At 39.8% G+C, this 22593-nt stretch carries 17 protein-coding genes; 4 read left to right on the forward strand and 13 right to left on the reverse strand.

Annotated features, from left to right (window positions below):
• Nucleotides 1-173 precede the first annotated feature (173 nt).
• Both ybeY and ruvX read right to left on the reverse strand, forming a co-directional pair.
• Nucleotides 174-608 carry an rRNA maturation RNase YbeY gene (ybeY, locus tag PZ892_RS16475; RefSeq protein ID WP_179221463.1) on the reverse strand — a complete coding sequence of 145 codons (435 nt, stop codon included), beginning with the start codon at nucleotides 606-608 and terminating at the stop codon, nucleotides 174-176.
• A 1-nt stretch (nucleotide 609) separates the two neighbouring features.
• Complete coding sequence (ruvX, locus tag PZ892_RS16480; protein WP_094257347.1) at nucleotides 610-1023, reverse strand: Holliday junction resolvase RuvX; 414 nt, start codon at nucleotides 1021-1023, stop codon at nucleotides 610-612.
• A 97-nt stretch (nucleotides 1024-1120) separates the two neighbouring features.
• Between ruvX and def the strand changes: the two genes are divergently transcribed.
• A complete protein-coding gene (def, locus tag PZ892_RS16485; protein ID WP_277711579.1) occupies nucleotides 1121-2341 on the forward strand; it encodes a peptide deformylase in 1221 nt (406 codons plus the stop codon).
• Nucleotides 2342-2448: 107 nt separating this feature from the next.
• The gene (locus PZ892_RS16490) at nucleotides 2449-3084 is read left to right on the forward strand and encodes a response regulator transcription factor (RefSeq protein ID WP_094257349.1); all 636 of its coding nucleotides are present in this window, start codon (nucleotides 2449-2451) and stop codon (nucleotides 3082-3084) included.
• Here PZ892_RS16490 and PZ892_RS16495 read toward each other — a convergent pair.
• The 8 genes from PZ892_RS16495 to PZ892_RS16530 form a co-directional block, all read right to left on the reverse strand.
• Entirely contained in the window at nucleotides 3081-4133 is a 1053-nt protein-coding gene (locus PZ892_RS16495; protein ID WP_277711581.1) for a glutaminyl-peptide cyclotransferase, read from the reverse strand. The genes PZ892_RS16490 and PZ892_RS16495 overlap by 4 nt on opposite strands.
• Nucleotides 4134-4464: 331 nt before the next feature.
• Nucleotides 4465-6447: a DNA primase gene (dnaG, locus tag PZ892_RS16500; protein ID WP_094280744.1), complete on the reverse strand. Its 1983-nt coding sequence runs from the start codon at nucleotides 6445-6447 to the stop codon at nucleotides 4465-4467.
• A 928-nt stretch (nucleotides 6448-7375) separates the two neighbouring features.
• Nucleotides 7376-9310, reverse strand: coding sequence for a nucleoside-diphosphate sugar epimerase/dehydratase (locus PZ892_RS16505; RefSeq protein WP_277711582.1), 1935 nt, complete (start codon nucleotides 9308-9310; stop codon nucleotides 7376-7378).
• 789 nt (nucleotides 9311-10099) lie between these two features.
• Nucleotides 10100-11269 (reverse strand): hypothetical protein, encoded by a 1170-nt coding sequence (locus PZ892_RS16510; RefSeq protein WP_277711584.1) that lies wholly within the window; start codon nucleotides 11267-11269, stop codon nucleotides 10100-10102.
• Nucleotides 11270-11339: 70 nt separating this feature from the next.
• A complete protein-coding gene (locus PZ892_RS16515) occupies nucleotides 11340-12089 on the reverse strand; it encodes a LytTR family DNA-binding domain-containing protein (protein WP_277711585.1) in 750 nt (249 codons plus the stop codon).
• A gap of 19 nt (nucleotides 12090-12108) precedes the next feature.
• The gene (locus PZ892_RS16520; RefSeq protein ID WP_277711586.1) at nucleotides 12109-13134 is read right to left on the reverse strand and encodes a histidine kinase; all 1026 of its coding nucleotides are present in this window, start codon (nucleotides 13132-13134) and stop codon (nucleotides 12109-12111) included.
• Between the two features lie 107 nt (nucleotides 13135-13241).
• On the reverse strand, nucleotides 13242-14198 hold the full coding sequence (locus PZ892_RS16525; RefSeq protein WP_277711587.1) for a hypothetical protein: 957 nt from the start codon (nucleotides 14196-14198) through the stop codon (nucleotides 13242-13244).
• 105 nt (nucleotides 14199-14303) lie between these two features.
• Complete coding sequence (locus tag PZ892_RS16530; RefSeq protein WP_277711588.1) at nucleotides 14304-14531, reverse strand: hypothetical protein; 228 nt, start codon at nucleotides 14529-14531, stop codon at nucleotides 14304-14306.
• 714 nt (nucleotides 14532-15245) lie between these two features.
• On the opposite strand from PZ892_RS16530, the gene PZ892_RS16535 reads away from it, so the two are divergent.
• Both PZ892_RS16535 and PZ892_RS16540 read left to right on the forward strand, forming a co-directional pair.
• A complete protein-coding gene (locus tag PZ892_RS16535; RefSeq protein WP_277711589.1) occupies nucleotides 15246-15725 on the forward strand; it encodes a MauE/DoxX family redox-associated membrane protein in 480 nt (159 codons plus the stop codon).
• 30 nt (nucleotides 15726-15755) lie between these two features.
• Nucleotides 15756-16091, forward strand: a complete 336-nt coding sequence (locus PZ892_RS16540) for a hypothetical protein (RefSeq protein ID WP_277711590.1) — start codon at nucleotides 15756-15758, stop codon at nucleotides 16089-16091.
• Between the two features lie 79 nt (nucleotides 16092-16170).
• Here the strand turns inward: PZ892_RS16540 and PZ892_RS16545 are convergent, their stop codons facing one another.
• Genes PZ892_RS16545 through PZ892_RS16555 form a run of 3 tightly spaced genes read right to left on the reverse strand, consistent with a single transcriptional unit; the run spans nucleotide 16171 to nucleotide 22390 of the window.
• On the reverse strand, nucleotides 16171-17688 hold the full coding sequence (locus tag PZ892_RS16545; protein WP_277711591.1) for a TlpA disulfide reductase family protein: 1518 nt from the start codon (nucleotides 17686-17688) through the stop codon (nucleotides 16171-16173).
• Nucleotides 17689-17711: 23 nt separating this feature from the next.
• Nucleotides 17712-19088: a RagB/SusD family nutrient uptake outer membrane protein gene (locus PZ892_RS16550; protein ID WP_277711592.1), complete on the reverse strand. Its 1377-nt coding sequence runs from the start codon at nucleotides 19086-19088 to the stop codon at nucleotides 17712-17714.
• A gap of 5 nt (nucleotides 19089-19093) precedes the next feature.
• Complete coding sequence (locus PZ892_RS16555) at nucleotides 19094-22390, reverse strand: SusC/RagA family TonB-linked outer membrane protein (RefSeq protein ID WP_277711594.1); 3297 nt, start codon at nucleotides 22388-22390, stop codon at nucleotides 19094-19096.
• Between the last annotated feature and the right edge of the window lie 203 nt (nucleotides 22391-22593).

Below are 22593 nucleotides of genomic sequence, written 5' to 3' on the forward strand. Positions count from 1 at the left end.
CCAGACTGGTCCCTTCTGGAGAGAGCCATAATTGGTTACTGATGATATTAGAGCCTTCACTTGCCTGTTGATGAGTCATTCCCGCTCTGGAGAAAAATTACGTGAAGGTCATCCTATTGCCGTCTTTCAAAAATTTACCAAGAGTTTATGAGCATAAGCAGAAAAAGGAATTTTTAGAAATCCCGTTTAGCGAGATAGTAATCCTCTTTTTGTGTCATTAAGGTTTTTTCCTCTTTTGTCTTGTCATAATAGCCACAAAGGTGGAGTACACCATGGATGATTACTCGATGCAACTCATCACGATTGGAAACATTGAATTTTTGAGCATTTTCCATGGTTCTTTCTACGGAAATAAAGATATCTCCAGCAATGAGATCCTCCTTTTCAGATGAATCAAAGGTCACGATATCCGTGAATGTATCATGGTTAAGATATTGCTTGTTAATATCAAGAAGGTAGGCATCTGAACAAAAAACGAAACTCATTTCTCCAACGCGACTGTAACCTTCTTCTTTGATGGTTTTTCCAATCCACTGCCTTACCTTTTGTTTTTCCTTGAGTGTAAAATCGATGTCCTGGGAAAAAAACTGTATATCCTTCAATGCCATATTAAAAAGATTTGCTGTCCATATAACTCTGCAGAATCAATACTGCTGAAACTTTATCAATCAATCCCTTATCCTGTTTTTTACTCTTTTTCATTCCAGATACTGAAATGGCCTGCGAGGCGATCTTGGAGGTAAATCTTTCATCCACCTCTTCTATTGGAATATGGGGATAAGTTTTACGTAGCTTCCTGCTGAAACCAACCACATGCTGATCGGATTCAGAAGCCGTCCCATCTAATTTCTTTGGTTTGCCAATGATGAAGGTTTCTACCTGTTCTTCAACAAGGTATTCAGAAAGAAATTTCCAGATCTCTTCTGGATGGATGTTAGTCAATGGGCTTGCAATTATCTGCATGCTGTCGGAAACAGCTATTCCAATCCTCTTGGTCCCATAATCAAAAGCCATTAATCTCATGTCACTGCATTTTTTACAAAATTACAATTAAACTTTAGATTAGCCCTATCCGAAAATCGCAAAATATCTATACATTTGATAGATATTAATTATAAAAATGAAGGCATTTATCTATTTAATCAGCTTCTTTGCACCGTTAATTATAATGGGCCAATCTTTGGAACAGGAAATTCAATCCTATCGGGATAATCAGATCCATGAAATGGTAAAGGATGAATTTGGTCCACTTCGAGAAGATCAGGTCAAATATGTGACCTTCTACCCTGCAAAGCAAGATTATGTGGTGACAGCATCAATAGAGCTGGTTTTCAATGAACCGACCTTCAGGATGCCCACTTATGATGGAACTTCTAACGAATACAAGAGGTATGGATTACTAACATTTGAATTGGATGGAAAAATATATAGTTTAACTGCCTACCAAAGTGTATCACTATTTCAGAATGCGATCTATAAAAACCATCTTTTTGTGCCTTTTATGGACAGTACGACTGGAGAAACGACCTATGAAGGGGGGAGGTACCTGGATCTAAGCATTACGGATATAAAAGATGGAAAAATCAGGATAGATTTCAACAGGGCTTATAATCCTTATTGTGCTTACAGCAATGGATATCGGTGCCCACAACCACCGAAGAACAATATAATGAGTGCTGCCATAGAAGCTGGGGAGAAAAAATATATTGGCCCTAAAAACCAAAGGAAGGTTAATATGAAAACAACAAAGAATTTCAATGATCATGAGAGATCATTAATCAATGACGGAGATGAAAACAAATTGATGCATGTATACCAAATTACAGATAAGAAGGAGCTGGCTGTCCTGAAAAAACCATCTGAGGACATCAAATTTGATGACCCTTTGTTGGATAAACTAGCCTCTAGGATGTTGCAAACGGTCAGGGATCCTGACCATCCAGGAGTAGGAATAGCTGGTCCACAGGTAGGCATCAACAAAAATGTTGTTTGGGTGCAGCGTTTGGATAAGAATGATAAACCTTTTGAATTCTATTTGAATCCCAAGATCATTTGGCGCTCACAGCTAACTCGCCAAGGGACAGAGGGTTGTTTGTCAATTCCAGATCTAAAAGAAAATGTAAAACGTAGTTATGCGATTAAATTACAACACATCGATCGCAAAGGGAATGTAAAGGAGGAGTTGATAGAAGGTTTTACAGCTGTTATTTTCCAACATGAAGTAGACCATCTTTACGGAATATTATTTCCTGATCGAATTGAGGAAGCAAACAAGAAAGAGTATATACCTGTGAAAGGTGAATTAGATTTCTTTATTCAGAAAGATAGTATTAGGCCTTAAATTGATGCCTGATCACTGTACCTGTAAACAGGGATATTTCACATTGACCATTTTTTTTCTAAAAACTTGGTTATCTTTATTATTATTCGACAACTATCCTTAAAACCATGTACAATTCAGCCTATAGCATAGCTATTGTTGATGATCATTCATTAATCATACAAGGGCTGGTGAGCCTTTTGGACCGCATAAAATCCTATGAGGTTACCGCAACTTTCACCAAGGGGTCTGAATTACTGAAATATCTTAAAACGGATCAAGTGGACATTGTTCTTTTGGATATTTCACTTCCAGATATCAACGGAATAGATCTTTGCCTGGAGATAAAGCGTATTGCACCCAATGTTATCATCCTTGGCCTGAGCAACCATACGGAGCGAAGTGTTATCTTACAGCTTATGCAGAATGGGGCATCAGGATATCTTCTCAAGAACATAGATATCTTTGAGTTGGAAAAATGCCTGGATCAGGCTGTTAACAAGCAGTTGGTATTCAGCTCGGCTGTACAGGAAATAATTGCGAATCCCATCAGTACAGATCTTCCATTGTTACCAAAACTGACCAAAAGAGAGATCGAGATCCTGAAGCTGATAGCTATAGGTAAGACTTCAATACAGATTGCAGAGGAATTGTTCCTATCCCCGCTCACCATCGAAACCCATAGGAAAAGGATGATGAGTAAGTTTAAAACAAAAAATATGATGTCGTTGATTAAAATAACGACCGAGAACAAATTAATCTAGCGTTCTTTTATTCGGACTTCAAATAATTTGGTCCAATGTTTTCCCGTAACCAATAAGGTTTTAGAATCAGCTTTATAAGCAATACCATTCATCTCATTATCATAAGGAGCGCGTTTATCGCTATAAAGACCTACAAAATTGATTCTACCTTCAACAATTCCTGTATTAGGATCGATGATTACCATTTCATCCCTGTCTCCATAATAGAGATTTGCATAGACTTTACCATCGATATATTCCAGCTCATTTAATTTTTCTACAGGCCCGTTATCGTCAAAAACGGGCATAACGCCTGTTTCAGCTAATGTTTTCGGATCTAAGAAATACAAATTATTGGTACCATCGGATTTAATGAACTGTTTACCATCATAAGTCAGACCCCAACCTTCTTTGCTGTTTTGGTAATTAAATGACTTCAATAATTTAAAGCTGTTCTTGTCATAAACATGGCCTTTATTGTTCTGCCAGGTCAACACGTACATATTATTTCCAACTACCGTCATCCCTTCACCAAACTCATCAGCGGCGAGATCAGCTTTTTGCAGGACCTTTCCCGATGCCAATTCCACTTTCCTTAAGGTGGACTCACCCAATTGGCCGGTGGTTTCGAATAAAGTGCCGTTTTCATAATATAGCCCTTGAGTAAAAGCTCCCTGATCGTGCGGATAGGTACCTATCACCTCGAAAGCGTATTGTTTTGGAGCAGGCGGAACAACCAAAACTTCGCTATATGCGAACTCCTCTTTGCCTTGATAATACACCTTTGCACTTAATCTCTTATTGCCATAGTTATAAGAATCGGTGTCAAATATTACAGCGGTAGTGTCGGTCATACGTCCAAATACATTGCCATCAACGGAGTAGACAACGGAGTCTATTCCGGCATCCGGAAATTTCAACTTAACTTGAACTTTCTCCCCCTTGAGGACCTTGCTATTATTGGTTGGATTTACAAATTCTACTTTATTCTGTTGGGTCTTACAGCCAATGACCAATGAAATGGTAAATATGGCCAATGCCTGAATGCTAAGCTTTATTTTTTTGTTCATATGTATAATTCCAAAATGAGTCTTTTACATAAATATATTTTCAATCAATAAAGGTAAATACCTACTAACCTGTTCCCCAGATTGATTGACTAGGCAACACAAGGCTTAGGCAAGTTCTTCTTTGCGTACTGTCACTTTATGGATAAATGTTGTAGTTGACCTATTTTTTACTACTACAAAAACCAGACCTTACTCTACTAAATAGATAAGGTAGACTGCTGATTCTAAAAAACATCAATATAATCCTATAATAAATTGTGGCAGACCAGTTATGTATGCTTAAAGGTCTACTCTTAACCTCCTCCAAAAGTTGCCTTGAAGTCCATTATTACTATTTAACAATAGTATTTCCTAAAAAATCTCCCAACAGCTTCTCACCTTCTTTGAGCTTCTGGTATTTAGTGATCAGAACTAACATATCATCAGAGTCCTTACATGTTTTAAGTTCTTCCCGGATCCGATGCATTTCTTGTTCAATCTTATTCTTCTTCACCCTAAAAATCAACTGATTGACCAAGTCTTTCAATTGATCTTTTTCTTCTGGAACGAAAATCTTGCGCTTATCGTCGTTCCAATTAGGGCTGATCTCGTATTTTGTTGCGATACTGTCGACAGCTAACCTAGAAACTTCTTCATCCTCATGGGAGAAAAAGGATTTTGCTTCAGGAACTACAAAATTCTCAGCCTGCTTTTTGAACTCTTCAATTATCTTGAGGCTGGCTTTGTCCTCAAATTTGACATCATCCATACTCGCCAAAAGGTACGGGGCTACTGGGATATCGCCATCCCCTTCCCAAACCACTAGCTCACGCCCATAGTTTAACAGAACGCGCACGAGTTCTCTTTCCATCAGGATTTCGGATGTCATCTGCTGTTCTTGGGGTTCCGGAATTGCTATTCCTTCGGCCGCCATAGCCGCCAGCATCTCCGCTGGGATAAAATCATCAGTTGCAAAATCTTGGCTAGAAACCGGATTAGCACTAGTAACCTTCCGGTCTTTGGCCTTAGCCCGCTCCATTCGGATCTTGTTCAGTTCGGTTAGCAGGACACGTTCCTCTATATCCAATAGTCCGCTACATTGCCGAAGGTAAACTGATACTTTTATTTCATCAGGGATAAGAGCGATGCTGTTTACCACTTCACGAATTACCTCTGCACGTTTGATGGGATCTTCTTTGGCCTCACGCAATAGAATGTTGGTTTTGTAAAAGACAAAATCCTCTTGGTGTTTAGCTATGTGATCCTTAAAAGCAGAGGCTCCATATTTCTGAACATAAGAATCAGGGTCATTACCATCTGGAAACAGAAGGACCTTCACGTTCAGTCCATCTTCCAATAACATATCGGTTCCACGCAATGAAGCCTTTATGCCTGCCTCATCACCATCGTAAAGAATGACGACATTTTTGGTATAACGTGATATCAGCTTAATCTGCCCAGTTGTAAGGGATGTTCCTGAGGAAGATACTACGTTTTCAACGCCCGCTTGATGACAAGATAGTACATCGGCATAACCTTCTACCAAATAACATAAATCATTCTCAGAAATTGCTTTCTTCGCTTGATGAAGGCCGTAAAGGACATTTGATTTATGGTAGATTTCAGATTCTGGGGAGTTCACGTACTTTGGGACGTTTTTATCGGTTTTTAAGGTCCTTCCACCAAAACCGATAACTCGCCCAGTCAGGTTGTGAATTGGAAAAATGACCCTCCCTCTGAATCGATCATAAAGTGAGCCATCATCTCTTCCTACTGCAAGACCTACCTCTGTAAGGTATTCTTTGCTAAACCCTTCGGTCAAAGCTGCATCCACCAGCCCTGTCCAAGCTTCTGGGGAATAGCCTAGGTCAAACTTCTGGATGGTTTCCTCCCGATATCCGCGTTCCCGAAAATAGCTCAGGCCAATGCTCTTGCCCATGTCGGTTTCCCATAGTTGGCTCTTGAAATACCTTGCTGCCCACTGACTCAGCACATATAGACTTTCTCTTTTATCTTGTGCTGCCAGCTGCGCGGGACTTCGCTCTACTTCCTCTATGGGAATATTATATTTTCCTGCAAGATAACGGATGGCTTCAGGATAGGCATACTTCTCATGCTCCATCACGAATTTTAGGGAATCTCCCCCTGCTCCGCATCCGAAGCATTTATAGATTCCTTTAGATATCGAAACATGGAAAGAAGGAGTTTTCTCGTTGTGAAAAGGACAGTTTCCTATAAGTGATGTTCCTCTTTTTTTGAGATCCACAAAGTCGCCGACCACCTCCTCGATACGAGCAGCATCCAGTACTTTCTCTATAGTCTCATTTTTAATCATCCCAGCAACAAATATACTAATACTCGGGCTTAATCCTCAATCCAAAATCATGACACCAACAAAAAAAGAAGAGCTGCTACGTTCCTAAAAAGTTTTTGCTATTTTTCGATAATGAATCAAAATAGGTGGATCAACACCCTTATAGGTAAAAATTAGCAAACATATATGTAGGCAATCTGATGGAAAGACCTCAACCCTATAACCTATCACTAATATGGGAATGAAAAATAAAAAAACATTCCTAATCCTCAAGAAATTCTAGCTCAAATGCAAAGAACAGCCACATTTGGATCCATTAAGGAGATCTCGTGATCTGATCTGACTAAAAGCTCAAGCTCCTAGTGTTTTTCTCTTTCCCCCAGCCTGCTTCATTTATTGGATGCTTATTTTATTATACCCTAATTAAGACCTGTTTTTTCATCAGGTTGCCAGAGCTGCTAATAAAATGATGCTTTTATGCTTTAAGAACAAGCTACCTAAAAGTTCCAGATCATACGCATGAGTGAACATTGAGTGCAAAAAGGTTGGGGTTAACTAGTAAGATTTAAATTTTAGTGCCTACGAGCGATTTCAGGTCTATTATACCGGATAACCATGGGCTTAAGATCCTGAGGCAAACAATTACTAGCAAGGTCTTGAGGTGCCCCCAAGGAACACCTCTCTCATGGTTCAAGGCTATGTTCTAGTTGAAGGAATATCCAATGAATAGCTTTAATTCATTTATTAAAAGAATCTTAGACATTAAAGAAATTAAACTGGCGAATAGTGTCAAAAAATGAATGTTAATATTATTCTTACTCTCGGACTTCCTGAGACCGTCCTTCCAGAACATCAAGGACAGCATCTGCTTTCAGGTTAATTTGCTAAAATGAGCTATGAAATATTTTTGTATAAAGGAGTTGCTTAAATTTATTTAAATTTTAAACTATTAGCTATTAATTGATATTTTTTTTTCATCGAGTTGTTCAAATACGGAATTTTTTGAAATGTACTCTGGTACAATCTCTTTGATCAATTCTACAAGAGCCATAGGGCTGTGATTAGAATTTTGTGATGCAACCTGTGAGCAAAGGTTATCGATCCTGTTTTTATTCAGTTCCAGATCTTCAGTCCTAACCCTTGCAATCATTATTTTTTCATGGTGAGTCTTAGTAGTGTTTTCATTATCAGCCAATAACTCTTCATATATCTTCTCCCCAGGCCTTAATCCAGTCACATCAATTCCTATATCATCAGGGTAATTATAACCCTTCAACCTAATCATACGTATTGCAAGATCCATTATCTTCACTGGTTTCCCCATGTCAAAGACATAAATTTCTCCACCTTGCCCCATTACAGCTGCCTCTTGAACCAATTGACAGGCCTCAGGGATCGTCATAAAATAACGTGTAATATCTGGATGAGTAACCGTTAAAGGGCCGCCTCTTTTCAATTGCTTTTCAAATAATGGAATCACTGAACCATTGGATCCAAGAACATTTCCAAAACGTGTAACTATAAAATTTGTATTACTGATTTTATTTAAGGCAGATACATATATTTCTGAAACTCTTTTGGTTGCCCCCATCACATTGGTGGGATTCACTGCCTTATCCGTTGAAACCATGACGAATTTTTCAACGCCATATTTATCGGACATATCCGCAAGATTCTTCGACCCCCAAACATTGGTTAAAATAGATTCATAAGGATTCTGTTCCATCAAAGGTACATGTTTATATGCTGCTGCATGGAATACTATCTGAGGTTTATAATACTCAAAAATAGATTCCATGAATTGCCTGTCCCGAACATTTCCTACAATAAACATTGTATCTTTATGGCAATTACCTTTTAATTCCTGTTGGATATCATATAGTGCAGATTCTGCTTGATCTATTACAATTAACTTATCAAAATCCGTAAAACTAATCTGACGAACTAATTCCGAACCAATAGATCCAGCCCCTCCAGTAATTAGAATTACCTTTTCTCTCATCATCTCATGAATTACTGGGTTCTCCAGCTTTATTGCCTCTCTTCCCAATAAATCATCTATTTGCAAAGTCCTCAATTGTCTGGTTGCGACTTTTCCATTCAATAATTTTGCTGAGGTGGGCATTATTTTCAATTTAACAGGTAATGGTTCTATTATAGAGGATATCCTAGATAGGCGATCTTTATTGTTATCATCTAATGCGATTATTATACTATCAATCTTAAGTTTTTCAACAAACTGAGAATTAAGTTGGTTCAAATTAATGATTTGATATCCATTAATTAACTTTCCAATTCGGTTGGGATTATCATCAGCAAAAGCCACAATCTTTACTTTCCTGCGGGTATCATTTCTTAAAAGGTTTAATGTGATATTACCCATATTTCCAGCGCCAAATATTAATACATTCTCAACTTCCCGTCCCCCAAAAAAGAAATTCTCATAAACGGTGCGATATGAAACCCGAGCGGCAACCAAACAAACTGTTGTAAAGAATGCATGGGTAAATAATACAGCATAGGAAGGTCTAAGATAATTACTTACTAATGCTCCTTGCTCAAAATTCAACCTGACAATGGTAGAAATAAACATCAAACAAGCCCATGCAGCAAAAACTGCCTTAAAAATAGCCCAAGCATCCCGAAATCCTGTTTGCCTTACAATTCCTCTATATGTTTTATAATATAGGAAAGACGCATAATATACTAGGGAAACAATAACGGACTTCTTAACCATTAAATCTATAGCAAATCTCCCCTTAAAACTGTTAATAACGAAGTTTGATAAATAATAACAAAACAACACTATAAACATATCTATCAACAAGATTACCCATCTAGGGCTATCTTTCTTAAAATACTTCCTTAATAACAGAATATTCATTTACTATAATATTTTCTAAAATAATTCACCAAACTTTTGGTTTGATTTAGGAATGCCTCTTTGATGACCACCAACTACAAAGTTGGTGCCATAACTTGACCTGAAATGTTGAGAATAGGATTCCTTTGATTAGTCCTAGGGTACTTACTAATTATTTTGTTAGATTGATTCCAATTGCAAATATATAATTAATAATCTCATGTCACAATCCATTTACACAAAGTTAACACGTTAATAAAACCTAATTAACAATATAACAATATTCTTTCTATTCAAAATAAGTATATAATTCTTAGAAAAATCAGGTGAATTTTTTGTTAAAAATCTGTAGCGTCCTAAACGAGGGAAAAAATTGCGGTGGGATTATATAGCATGGAATGGATTTATGGAATCAAGATATTTTAGCAAAATTTCTACCCTTGTTTTTCCAAATAAAATACAAACATTTTGTTTTTAAAATGTTCATCCATAAAACATGAACAGATCAGGACAATTGAATATAGGAAAATTCATTTCAACTCATGCCATTTGGATAAGGGGCAATATAACCATTGAAAAAGCAGAATGTTATGTTAAAATTATCTTCAAAGAGCATATTTAACAAAAATTAATAGTCCTCTAGCAGATAATAAAAAATGTCGACAGGACCTGAGATTTGTGGAGTTACTAGGAATTTGGGGTTGCGAAATTAATCTGAATCCTCAATTTCGATAGTATGAATATAATTGGAGGATCAATTCCATATTAAATAGGCAATCCAATCATTAACTCCTTTTATAATTTTCAGCATTAGTAACGGTTGGCTCTTTCCAATAATCCTTGCAGGGTCTCTTTCACTCGTTTAATATCCCTTTCTTCTGGATGGTAGGATTTTATACGTACTGAATTTGGAGATAACTCATTTCTATTTGTTGTGTTGAGATAAGGGATGATCGTTGAATAGACCTGATTTAAGGAGCGAGCATCAACCACTCTTTCCTCATCCAGAAGCCGAAGGATAATCGAAATTTGATCTACCGAAAGATTGCAGGTGAGCTTCTTGATATTACGAGCCTTTTGGTAAATCGGTAATGAGGGATCACTACTGCTCTGAATTGCTGTAAGACAAAAGGAAATTTCACTTTCCAAGAAGTTAAGTAAAAATTGATGAATGGAAGTATAATCCGGATTCAAGGCAATGTCTAATCGGTGGTGAAGCTTAATAAAATCTTTTTGAATGTCCAGAAGACAAATCAAGGCCTCTCTGCCTCCTTCAGGAAGTCCCCTAACCCTGAAGGCGATCCCTGAAAGAATGATATCCATGCACTGTTTACTATTGAAATTCACATAAACCAAGAACTTTTCCAAGGCCGTGAAGTACCCTTGTTCACTCTGAAGATCCCAATCACCCAGTCTACGGATAAGTTCCTCCATATAACCGACTGACCGGCGAGTAATTGGAAGGTTTACAGCATTTTCAAGTTTTGTAAAGGCAAGAACCTTTTGAACAAAAATTTCACAAATATTTTCTTGGGGTAGTTCTTTCTTTAATGTTGTGAATCTTTCCTGCAGATCAGCTAATTTATGTCTTTTAAAGCTTAGTGGAAGATCCTGATCCCCTTCCAGAACTTTCGAATAGTTTGATTCGAGATTTTTCAAAATAGATTCCATACTACAGAAAATGTTTTTTTGGATTATCCTAAAATCAGGATTGTCGTTAATTGTTTCTTCTTGCGAGCTTTCCATTAAGATCATTGCCTGCTGATAACAGGTATTTATACTGTTAGAAAACTCTTGGTCCAAAAGATTGTTCATAGCATACCTTCGTATTTTAGCAAGAAATTGATTTGTTTTCAAAACAATTTCTCGGTTTAAATCTGCTGGATCTTTTGAACCTTTCATCAATATGTCTTCAATTTTTTCTTTTCCATTTAATAATTCATCAATATACCTTAACTCTTTGAAATTTAATCTTTTCATTATTTTTGTGTTCTAGTGGAGGACCCTTTGGAAGAAGTAGTATTCCGCAATACCACTAGGAACGTCGTCATTATACCTGATTGTACATCAGAAAATTTTTGAATTCGTAAAAAGTCGCTAAATTTCCAACCGGGAGAAGCTTCTTATGGTTTATCAATTTCACTTGTTTGCCTGTATAGGAATGGAAAAACTTCACGTTAACAATGGTCCCTCTGGCACACTGTTTAAACCAGTTTTTGGGCAATTTGCTATAAATATGGGCCAGTGTGGAATTGCTGAAAAGAACCTCAGGATCGTTAGCCTGATAGATCAAGACATATTTTTTGCTCGATTCCATATATAGAATATTTTTAAACCAGATCAATTGGCCACAGAATTTTCCATCTTTTTTGATATTGATATAATCATACCAGTGTTCCAGAGAATCAAAATCACCGGCCGGGGTATCCTCTAAGCGGATTCGATCATCAAGACGATTCAGGGCGATTGCAAATCTCTGCTGGCTCACAGGCTTTAATAAAACATCGACAGCATTCATCAGATACCCCTTATCCTCGAATTTATGAAGGCCAGTATAGACAATAAATTTGATCTTACGTTTGGGGGAAGCCGTCATCCAATCGAATCCATCCATTCTCCCACCAAGATCGATATCAATGATCACCAGATCTATGGCATTTTCTCTCACGTAAGTAAGTGCTTTAATGGGATCCGTGAAGTGAGCATCTACCTGAACCTGTTCAGTCTTTGCAAAATAACTCAGAAGTAAATCAATACTAGCTTGCTGATCGTCAACAATGATGGCATGGTATTTCCTCATAATTTTAGGTTTTTAGAATTTATAATTTAACTTTTATATATACACTGTAAGTTCCCCAAGTGGCTCCATGGCTAAACTCCACATTATCTCCGAATACGAATTCGAGCCTTGCCTTTAGGTTCACAAGTCCAATACCGTGACTTTTTGTTTTTGATTCACCCTGCTTTGGCAAGGGGTTTTCTACCTGGATAATATATTCATCTTTACTCACCCAAATATCAATTAGAGCATGACTTTGGACATCTGAAACTCCTCCATGCTTGAACACATTGCTCACCAAGGTGATCAAGGTCGTTGATGGAATGGTTACCGTTTCTGTATCTCCTTTAATCTTCCACATAATTTCATCTGAATACCCCGAGAATCCTTTCTGGATGGCAATAAACTGTTTTGCTGCCTTGATCTCATCAGCAAGAATTATAGTCTTTGGACCTTGAGGATTATTTGAAATCATAAAATGGTTCATCAGGGAATACATTTGGAGCAGGTCATGGCGCATTTGTGGAAAGACCAGGGCAAATTGACCCTCAAGGGACTGAAAGGCATTGGCAAGAAGATGTGAAGGAATCTGCTGAGCTAGAGCGGTATATTCATATTTTCTCCTATTGGACCTTTCTTGAGATTCTCGTTTCTCCCAAATTCCACGAAGTTTGAATTGGTATTTGAGTAGTGCCAAAATGGTAAAATTTCCTACCAACTTCAAATAAGTCTGGATGAACATCCTTAACTCAAAAACATTCGCGGAGGTCCTATAATCTTTGTATATCCAAGCAAACAAGGATTGTGGTTGGGTAAGCTGGTAAACCAATACCCATACCAGGACATATACTCCGATAGCCATCAGTAAGGCGAAGAAATATTTTCTGTTAAAGAGTAAATTATTCAGGGCAAAGGATATCCCGTAATAGACTAGCATAAAAATAGGCAAGGTATACAGCACGGTTATTACCCTGAGATCATTATTTCCAAGTGCGTTAACGATAAAAAAATAAATACCATATAATGTCCATGCACCAGCGTGCCATAAGAATCTTTTTTGTTTCATTATCGCAGGTTTATTTTAATTCAAACAGGTCAGTACCAGCTTGGATAATCCTTTAAATTATAAAACATATTTTAGAACCAGGGTGGAATGACCAGATTTCCTGTCCCTTATGAATCCCCCAAGGGGTACTTTCGATAAGTGAATCTATCCAGAGCATAAGACTTTGAATCTGAGGTAAAACCCAATAACCTCTCCTTGGTATTCCATTGATTAATCGAGGATTTTGGCAAGTTATAGCGGTGTAGGTATAATAAGGCCTCCCAAAGTGCCGGAGCTTTCCTTAGTGAAGCATGAAATTTTTCATAGATTCCCTTCAGGCCATTTTGAACGAAATCTTTTTTGGAATCGTATTTTTTTAATTTGTAACAAAATATCCTGGCATCAAGCTGGTCCTGGGATAGTGGGTCAGGAGAGTGGTCTAGGAGCAGATGTACTTCCATATTCAATAAATGGGCAATTTCCAAATATCCCGAACGGACCATCATCTCAGCGCTACCGAGCTGAATTTTGCTGAGCCCCTTCCCACTAGGATCTTTTAGTGCACCTCGATCACCATCTGCATATATAAATAGTGGTACACCAGCTTTCTGCATGGATCTCAGTTTAAAAAACAAGGTAGAATCCTCTGCCCTTAATAAATACAGTCTAGGGCAGCTTTCCTTGGGCTGGCCACTACCTAACAATCTGCAATAATATTTCTGGTAAAGATCAAAAACGTCTTTTGAGAGCAGCACGCATACCGAACGGCCTTGGGCCAAAATCTGAAGTGGAAGACTTCGGTATGATCCAAAATGAAAGCTGACGAACATACATGGTCGCCCAGAGGCGAGATATCTCAATTGGGATGGGCAGGAAGATGGTTTGAGTCCACCCCTAAGGTTTAAATGAGCCTGTCGAGAGGAGTAGTTTTTGAGCTTTTTGTAGAGGATTACCTGTTCCTGGAGATCAAGTCCCGGAAATATGTGTCCGAGGTTTGCTGTAAAATAGGCGAATTCTTTACCGATGGGCGAAAGGTGCCTGTTATTGAAATTGTTTTGGTCTGATTGTTGAATTTGTTTTTCCATGTTTAGGGTTTCCCATTAGGATCCAAGGAGGAATAATGCTAAAAGTGAAGATAGGTTGATTTAAAAGAATGCGCGCGGTGCCTGCCGCGCGCAAAACTCAAGAGATTAAGGAAATACAATGTTGCATTTCGGGTCTTCACCTCTTACTTCGGTCAGTTCCTTCACTTCTTGTTTGGAAAGGGGAAGGTTTGAGGGTTGACCGAAGTGAAATTCTCGCATGTTACATTCCATGGTTGGGTCCTCCGAATTAATTATAACATTCCTCTGGTCTCGCACCAGATCAGCGGCTTCAGAACTTGAAGACTTTTGTTTATCTGGAGCTAAAGTTGACACTACCTATGGAAGTTTGCAAATAGAAAGGCTTGAAGTGGGACTTTGAGAGGTTGGAATTTAAAAATCAACATTAAATACTTTAAAAATGTATTTCGGACATTAAAACCTACAGCTTGGTCAAGTAAAAAGCGACAACTGACTGATAAACAGAAGTTTGTAAAACAGGCTAAAACTATATTCAAGCCATTTTTCAAAATCATTTGACCCTTCATTTTAGTTTCCTGTTCAACTATTTATCCTCAGATCCTTGTTAACATCAACTGGAGGTCTCAAAAGTTATTTCCAGATACTCAAGTGTACTATCCTAGGATATTTCAGTTTAAATTTCCAACCGATTTTTGGAATTTTACATAACCGATTTTAAATGCTTGATGCTACTGGAAAAAGGAGACCCGACCTTGTACAGAAAGATTCTCAAGCACGCTTGGAGCCTTTATGAGCCGATACTTTCCAGATAGACCTTATAATAACTAATAGCCCAGAGAAATCCCAGCTTATCTAAGATTTCAGGATCTCGATTTAACACCTGGCTATTTAGCCTGAGATTATTTAATTCAAAGAGCAATAAAAAAATCAACTATGATTCGATCACCAAAAAAATATGCTGTATTCCCCCCGGTTTGGGGGAAAGATCAAGATATGTGAACCCAGGGATCAGATCCTTTGGGTTTTAGCGATTAATGGATCAAATTTCAAAATCTAAAATCATCAAACATGCAACACAGTTCCGATAGTACCAACTCAACTCAGGATAAAGACCAACATTCCATAGCAGGAAGATCCCTTACCTTAACCTCCCCTCTGGTTAAAGCAATGGTCAGGATTCTATACGTCTTCTTGTTTGCTTACACGGGTTATAGCAAGCTTTTTGATCATGCTTCCTTCACCAAGGGATTAAGTAAAGTTCCTGTCTTGGGCCATTTTTCAGAACTCCTGGGATGGGGCGTACCCATTCTGGAACTGACACTGGCCTTAGGAATGATCGTTCCAAAAGAACGTATCCAGCGAGCTTCTTTCAAGCTATCAGTTATCCTGATGAGCATCTTTACGCTGTACCTTTTATTGATGGTCAGCCTGGTGAGAGAGAAACTTTGCCACTGCGGTGGAGTGATCGGTTCTCTTGGTTGGTGGGAACACCTCGTATTGAATGTGATTATTTTGGCCCTAGGAATTTGGACCATTCGAAAGAAATAAAACTGATTTTTAAACATAAAACAAAACATCATGAATTTTATTAAAAAATTATCCGGATCATTCCTATTAGGTTTGACCGTGATCGGATTGGCATTCTCGGCAAGTGCCTTTACTCAAAATAAGGCATCAAAGAACAAGTTTGCTGGAGAGGTTTACATCAATTATGCCTCTGGGGAATATGAGCAGCTCCTAGGAACTTATGACCCTAACAACTGTCAGGACACCAGTCCCAACACTTGCGCTTGGAAAAGAACCGACAAAACAGGTACGGTTCCCAGTAATTTCAATTCAACTCAGGCGGCTAATCTAAAAGCCCAAGGATTGATTGTGGAGATGGACTCCAAACATGGACTTTATGTCCAATAACATCCAATGGGGACTCCGGTATTTTCGGAGTCCCTGTTATTGGAACAATTCTTCGATTCCATAAAAATCCTCTCAACAATTATTGATTAACTGCCCTTTCCACAACCCCAATAAAACCCTCCAACTCACTTTTGATGCGCACGTCAGGGGGATTCATCATTACGATCCTATTGCGAGCGTCCACAATCACTTGAGTGGGGTAAGAGTTGATTCCCAATTCTGTTATGATAGGGTGTTCACCATTCTTTCCCACCCAAAGGCTCACGTCATCTTTATCCGAATAGAGGCCACTTTGCACGGATTCCAACCACCTTTGTTGGCTGAGGTCCACGGATATATTTACGAATTTCACGTTGGGGTTATTCCTGAATCGTTCCTTTACCGGAGCCATTGCCCTGTGGAGTTGTGCACAAGCAATACAGCCAGTATACCAAAAGTCATAGACTACGACCTTGCCAGCAAAGTCTGAGTTTGTTACCTTGGATCCTTCATGGTTTATTAGTTCAAATTTGAAAAACTCCTGCTCTGAGGCTGTTTTACTCCATTGCTTGATGATGAATTCCTTACGCAAAGGATCCTGAATCCTGGATGTTAGGATGGAATAGGTTTTCTGATCCAAATACTTACGGGAACCACGGTCTAAGAACGCCGAAAAGGCTACTTCATCATAGGTCTTTCCCTGGTATCGTCTTCCGATAATATCCAGGACCGTCGGGATCTCTATGGACACCTTGCCCTCGATCAAGTTGAAAGCCGCAAGAAGATCGGTCACTACCTTCATATTCAGATAAGAGGCAAATTCAGGTGAGCCTCCCTCATACAGTCGTGCCTGCCGATCTTCTGTATCAATTAGCTGGTCCAGGTATTGACGAGAAGTGATGGGATGGACAACATCTGGCGCGAGATCCATCATAAATCGAAACATCGACAATTCATGATTACGGACCATGCCCATATGTTCGTACTTTATCAATTGGGCGTAAGCAGAATCCATTTGATTACTATAATTATCAACATTATCCATCAACTCCTTCTCCCAAAGCCCATAGAGTTCCCCTCTCTTTAAAAGGTAGGGAGCCGTTCGGGCTGCGAGTCCTACGGTGTCCAAAGGGTTAAAGTCCCTGGCCAACTGAATCATTTTTTCCCCATACCGCTCGTTTATTGCCAGTGTCTCCATTTGGAGTCGCATGGCAGGTGTCGAAGAGTTACTAGAGATGACGCCATTCTGACTGATAGTGATGTCCAATGTATCCCCCTTTCCGATCAAAAATGGTCTTTGTGAAATCGGAATGAACAATTTGGTCACATTCAATGATGTATTTGGATTGAGGATCAGAAGATAGGAAAAATCAGAAGTTTGTGGAAGCTGAAAACTGAAATTTCCAGAATCTAGTTTAACCTGGTAGGTTTTGGCCTGTGAGAATACCCTTCCCATTCCAAGGATATCTCCAGCAAACTTGAATTCAATGGAATCAAGTTGAATCGGACCTTCCACCTTGCCTTTGAAAACCGTCTGACCGAATGCTAGCGAAGTTGAGAAGATCACAGATAGCACCGTTAATAGGAACTGATCTTTTTTTAGTCTTAATATTATCATGTTTTTTATTGGTTTTAAATTATTTATCGTTGGTTCTGAGAAATCCCGCTTCTATTTATCTCATCCTGAGGAATATTGAATACATATCGGCTAGAATTAGGTTCCAGGGTGTGGACCTTGCCGTTCAATATCCGGGTGAGAACGATGTTGGCACCTTCCCTATTCAGTCGTTTTATATCGTCCCACCGCAAACTACGCCAAACCAATTCCTTTCTACGTTCCAACAGGACCAGCTCAAGGGCGGATGCCCTTTGGGAGAAGGTGACTGATTTAAATGTCCCGGTCCGGTATCGATTACGGCGAAGCCTGTTATAGAGTTCCGAGGCTTTAACTAACTGCTGCCGACGAACCAAACATTCCATTTTATTAAGAAGGACCTCGTCAACGGCAAGTCCATTGAAAGGTGCCAGACCACTACCGTTATAGCCCCTTTTCATGATATACCTGCCAGGTGATAGCTTTTTGAAATAAACCGATAGGCGAAGGTCGTCATTATCATAAATGGAAATGAGCACCGTATCAAGGTATACGGCCCCAGCTTGATTGAGTTGGTAGGCATTGTTGTAACTTGTGGTGCTACCGTACATGATGAGTTCCTCATTAGTCAGGGAGAACGGACTGTTCGATTCCTTGGAAACCGTGTTGTAATCAATCAGCGAGTTATATCTGTTCAGCACACTATCGGCAAAGTCCTCTGCCAAATCATATTCCCCACGGTAAAGATGGATTCGTGATAACTGCGCAAAGACTGCCAGTCTAGTGGGCCGATTCCTTTGTGGGATTGGACCTGTTTGGCTGAGGTATTGCAGGGAGGCCTTAAGATCACCGAAGATGGCCATATAGCCTTGCTGTACGCTCGCCCTTCCCTGTAGATCATCTATTGAGGGATCCATCCGAAGGGGTATTCCTTGGTCCGAAGCCTGTGTAAGAGGATCGAAAGGAACCGAAAAGTTTTTTAGTAGATCGAAATTTGCCCTTGCTCTATGGAAGAGAGCCTGGCCATACACCTCAGAAAATTGGTCTCCAGCAAGAGGCTTGCCAACTGCATCCTCTACCCCCTTGATGATGCTATTAGCATAGAAGACCGTCCTATAGGGAGCGTTCCAATCTTGAATATCCACCTCACCGCCAAAGACGTCCTTATCCCAGATATAAGAATTCCGTTCGGTTGCCGTTCTACTTGAAACCCAATCAGATTCTTTCTGAATGAAATACTCGTCGGCACTCAGGTGAGGGAGCACGCTGGTATACCCGATCTCTGCTGAATTATCAAGTAAACGCTGAAAATCCTCAGCCGAGCGGGGTACAATGATGTCGCTACTTGACCTTTCTTCCAAAAATTCCTTAGAACAGGACACCAAAGCAAGCAATACGATAATATATATAATAGTTCTTTTCATGTCTTTTAATAGTTTAGTTTTACTCCAAATGTGAGTTCAAGTGGCGACGGAATACCAAAGCCAACTTCTGGGTCAATCCCTTCTTTATTTTTTCTCCAAAGAATCCCCAGATTTCCAGCATGCATGAATAATTGCAGATCGGTTTGCGTGTGGGTAGAAAAAGGTTTCAGGGAATAGGCTAGCTTTGCATCCTGGAGTCTCACCAAGCTTCCACTGTATGCCAGAGCAGTGGAATATTGATAAAACTCCTCCCTATTTATATCCCCTGGATATACAAACCTTGGCACTTGGGTTGTAGCCTCGTCGCCGGGATTCTGCCAACGGAGGTGGTAATCAGAGAACTTATAGTTCCCACCGATAAGCTGAAAGGAGTTCATTGAATTGGCCCTTCGCAGATAGTTTCCGAATCTATAGAACACTAGAAAGGAAAATTCAAAACCCCTATAGGAAAAGGTGTTTCGCAAGCTACCGAATTGCGTAGGAACCATGGAACCCATGACCTGAATGGCATCTCTGTCAATCCCGTTGATCAACGCACTGTAATCATCTGACCTCTCACCGTTCAGGTAACCCAAAGGGTCTCCCTTCTGATCCAACCCAGCCGATCGGTAGAGAACCAATGAATTGATCGGGTTTCCAACAATGGGAAAAATACCCGATGCCGAGATTATATCAGTATTGGTAAGCAGGGGTGTATAATAGCGATCTATACGATCTTTGTTGTGGTTGAAGATGAAGTCCGTACGAAAACCAATCTCACTACCCTTGAGCCAATCGAACCACAATTGGATATCGAGGCCCCTTGTGGAGGTCTGGGCAACGTTTCCATAAAATTCTGTCTTACCAGTCTGGGGCGCTATTGGACTGTTTCCCATCAAATCCTTACCTCTTTTGAGGTAAAATTCCACTGATCCGCCCACCTTACCACTCAGCGCTTGGAAATCGATTCCAAGATTAAGATTAGAGACTCTTTCCCATCTCAGAGAGCTATTGGGTGGATTGGTAATCAGATCCGATGGGCTGCCCCAAAGATTCCTGTTCTGGTAGAGTTTAGAGGTGAGGAATGCCGTGGTGCTTTTGTCCACATTGCCGTTGTATCCATAGGTCAACCTAGCCTTTAGCCTATCTAAGGCTTCCCATCCCAGGAGCTTTTGGAATGAATAGGATGTTCCAACTGACCATAATGGAACCCCTTTCTGATTCGCCGAAACACCGAAAATGTTCGAGGCGTCTTTCCTTGCACTTGCAGTCACGGTCAGGTTGTCCCTGAAGGTATATGAGAAAAGTCCAAACCAGGACCTGTTGTTGTCCACTTGCCTGCGCCGAGTTCCATATCGTTCAATCCTCCGATAGTCCCCGTTGTGGAAAATTGGAAAAAAACTGAATATGTCCACCTCGGAGTAGCTCTCCAAGTCAGGATCATATCCATAAAGGTATCCAGGATTATCAATATTCGTGCGGTCCTGTCGCCATTCAGCTCCCAATAATCCACTTAGGTTATGATCTTTCCCAAAGGACTCATTCCAATCGAGCTGAACCTTGCCGTAACTGGATACCGATCTAACCGTCCCCCTGTCCAGGATAGCTCCCAAGGGCACAGGTCTATTGACGATACCAATAGCATGATCTATACTTGAGAACTGGTTTACCATGTTCCTCACAAAGAAAGAATTTTGATCAAATAATGTGCTCCAGTCATCCGATCCGATGCTGGAAAGATAGTTCAGTTTCAGGTTGAATGACCGGTATATTCTGCCGTTGGCACCCAGTTCATATCGCATCAGATGGTTGTCATTGGAATATCTGTTCCAGCCTCCCCGAAGTTCTTCCAATGGACGATACTTCCAGTCAAGCAGGTACCCCGAACCCGCAGTATCCGTGTAAGATTTACGTAATGTACCTGACCCTGAGACCTCTAGTGGCTCTCCATTTTGATCAGCTAGGTGCTCATAAGGAAACTTTGGTGAGCCTCCCCTTGCATTACCGTTGGCGTTTTTATTCCCTGAGTACCACAAGTTCATCTGTGCGCCAAGGCGGTCTGAGAGCCCTTTCCACTGGCTGGACACCCTAAGGTTCAGTCTCTTCTGATTTGCGGCTACTGCCTCCTTCAGGGACTCATCGTAACCTATGCTCACCCTAGTGTTCACTGAATTTGATGAGGATGATATCCCAAGGTATTGCTGGTGTTCTAGTTTAGGGCGATAAAAATATTCCAAAACATCACTACGGTTATCGGTCCTTGCAAACTCCTCTAACAATTCATGTGCACTTTTTTGTGAGAGGTTCCCAGATCTGACCTTTTGGAGGATTTCCACCACGGGTGATATATCCTGATAACCAAGAGTGATGTCACCGTTGTACTCGCCTTTGTCAAAAAGGAACTTCTCCACCTCCACAAGTTCTGCCGAACTCATCTGTTTCTGATAGAAAACATCGGGACGATTGGAAATTGAAAAAGTAGACGAAAAATCAGCATTGAACTTGTCCCTTGCTTTCTTGGTAGTGACCACGATCACCCCGTTGGCGGATCTAACACCCCAGATCGAAGCAGCTGTCGCATCCTTTAACACTGTGACACTCTGAATATCATTTGGATTGATGTTGTCTAAGTCTCCCTCATAAGGAAAATTATCAACAACGATTAAAGGACGTGTACTGGAAAATAAGGTGCTCCTACCCCTGACGCTCAATCCATCGGGATTGCCGGTGTTTCGGTCAAGGAGCAATCCATTGGTAACTCCATTCAATCGAGATAGGAGGCTCATCCCAGGATAACGCTGGATCGTCTTGGAGTCCACAAAGGCAAAACTACCCGTTGCCCTATCCCTTGGTATCTCTTGGTATCCTGTACTAACCACCTCAACTTCCTGGATTTGATTTTGGGAAGGTTTCAATTTGATTTCAAGATTGACTGAGGTGGAAGAAATGGTGATTATGGTATCCCGGTATCCTTGATGCGTAATAATTAGTTTTTTTGCCTTAAAATTTTCTGATAGGATAAAAGTCCCTTTGCTATCCGTTTTGGTCTTGAAGGTGCCAATTTTGAGATTTGTGCCTACCAAGGGGGTATTGGTGTAATAATCCTTGACTGTTCCGGTTATTCCAGTTTGCCCTTTTGCCCCACTATTGTGGGGCTCCTGGGCTTCTAACTGATTATTAAACAAACTGAAACAACATAAAAACAATAGGATTATGAATTTCTTTGTTGACTCTATTAAATGTCCATGAATATCCGTTTTACTTAGAAAAATAGGGTGGGGGCTAAATGGGGGTGATGTTCTGTTTTGATAATTTGATTTCATTGGTTAAGATAAATGCAAGAATTCTTTAAAAAGGCTTTGAGAATCCCTAGGGTGAAAAATTTCTTAAAAATCAATTTGGTTTAAAGAGGATTTATAATTGGTTCACACTAATTGATTTTCAGGATTTAATAAAAAATACCAGCCAGCCTCACGGATTTTTACTTCCGTAAATTCACAAGAGTTACTTGACACTTTAGAAAAAT

It is taken from the genome of Sphingobacterium sp. WM (assembly GCF_029542465.1).
Taxonomy (GTDB): Bacteria; Bacteroidota; Bacteroidia; order Sphingobacteriales; family Sphingobacteriaceae; genus Sphingobacterium; species Sphingobacterium cellulitidis.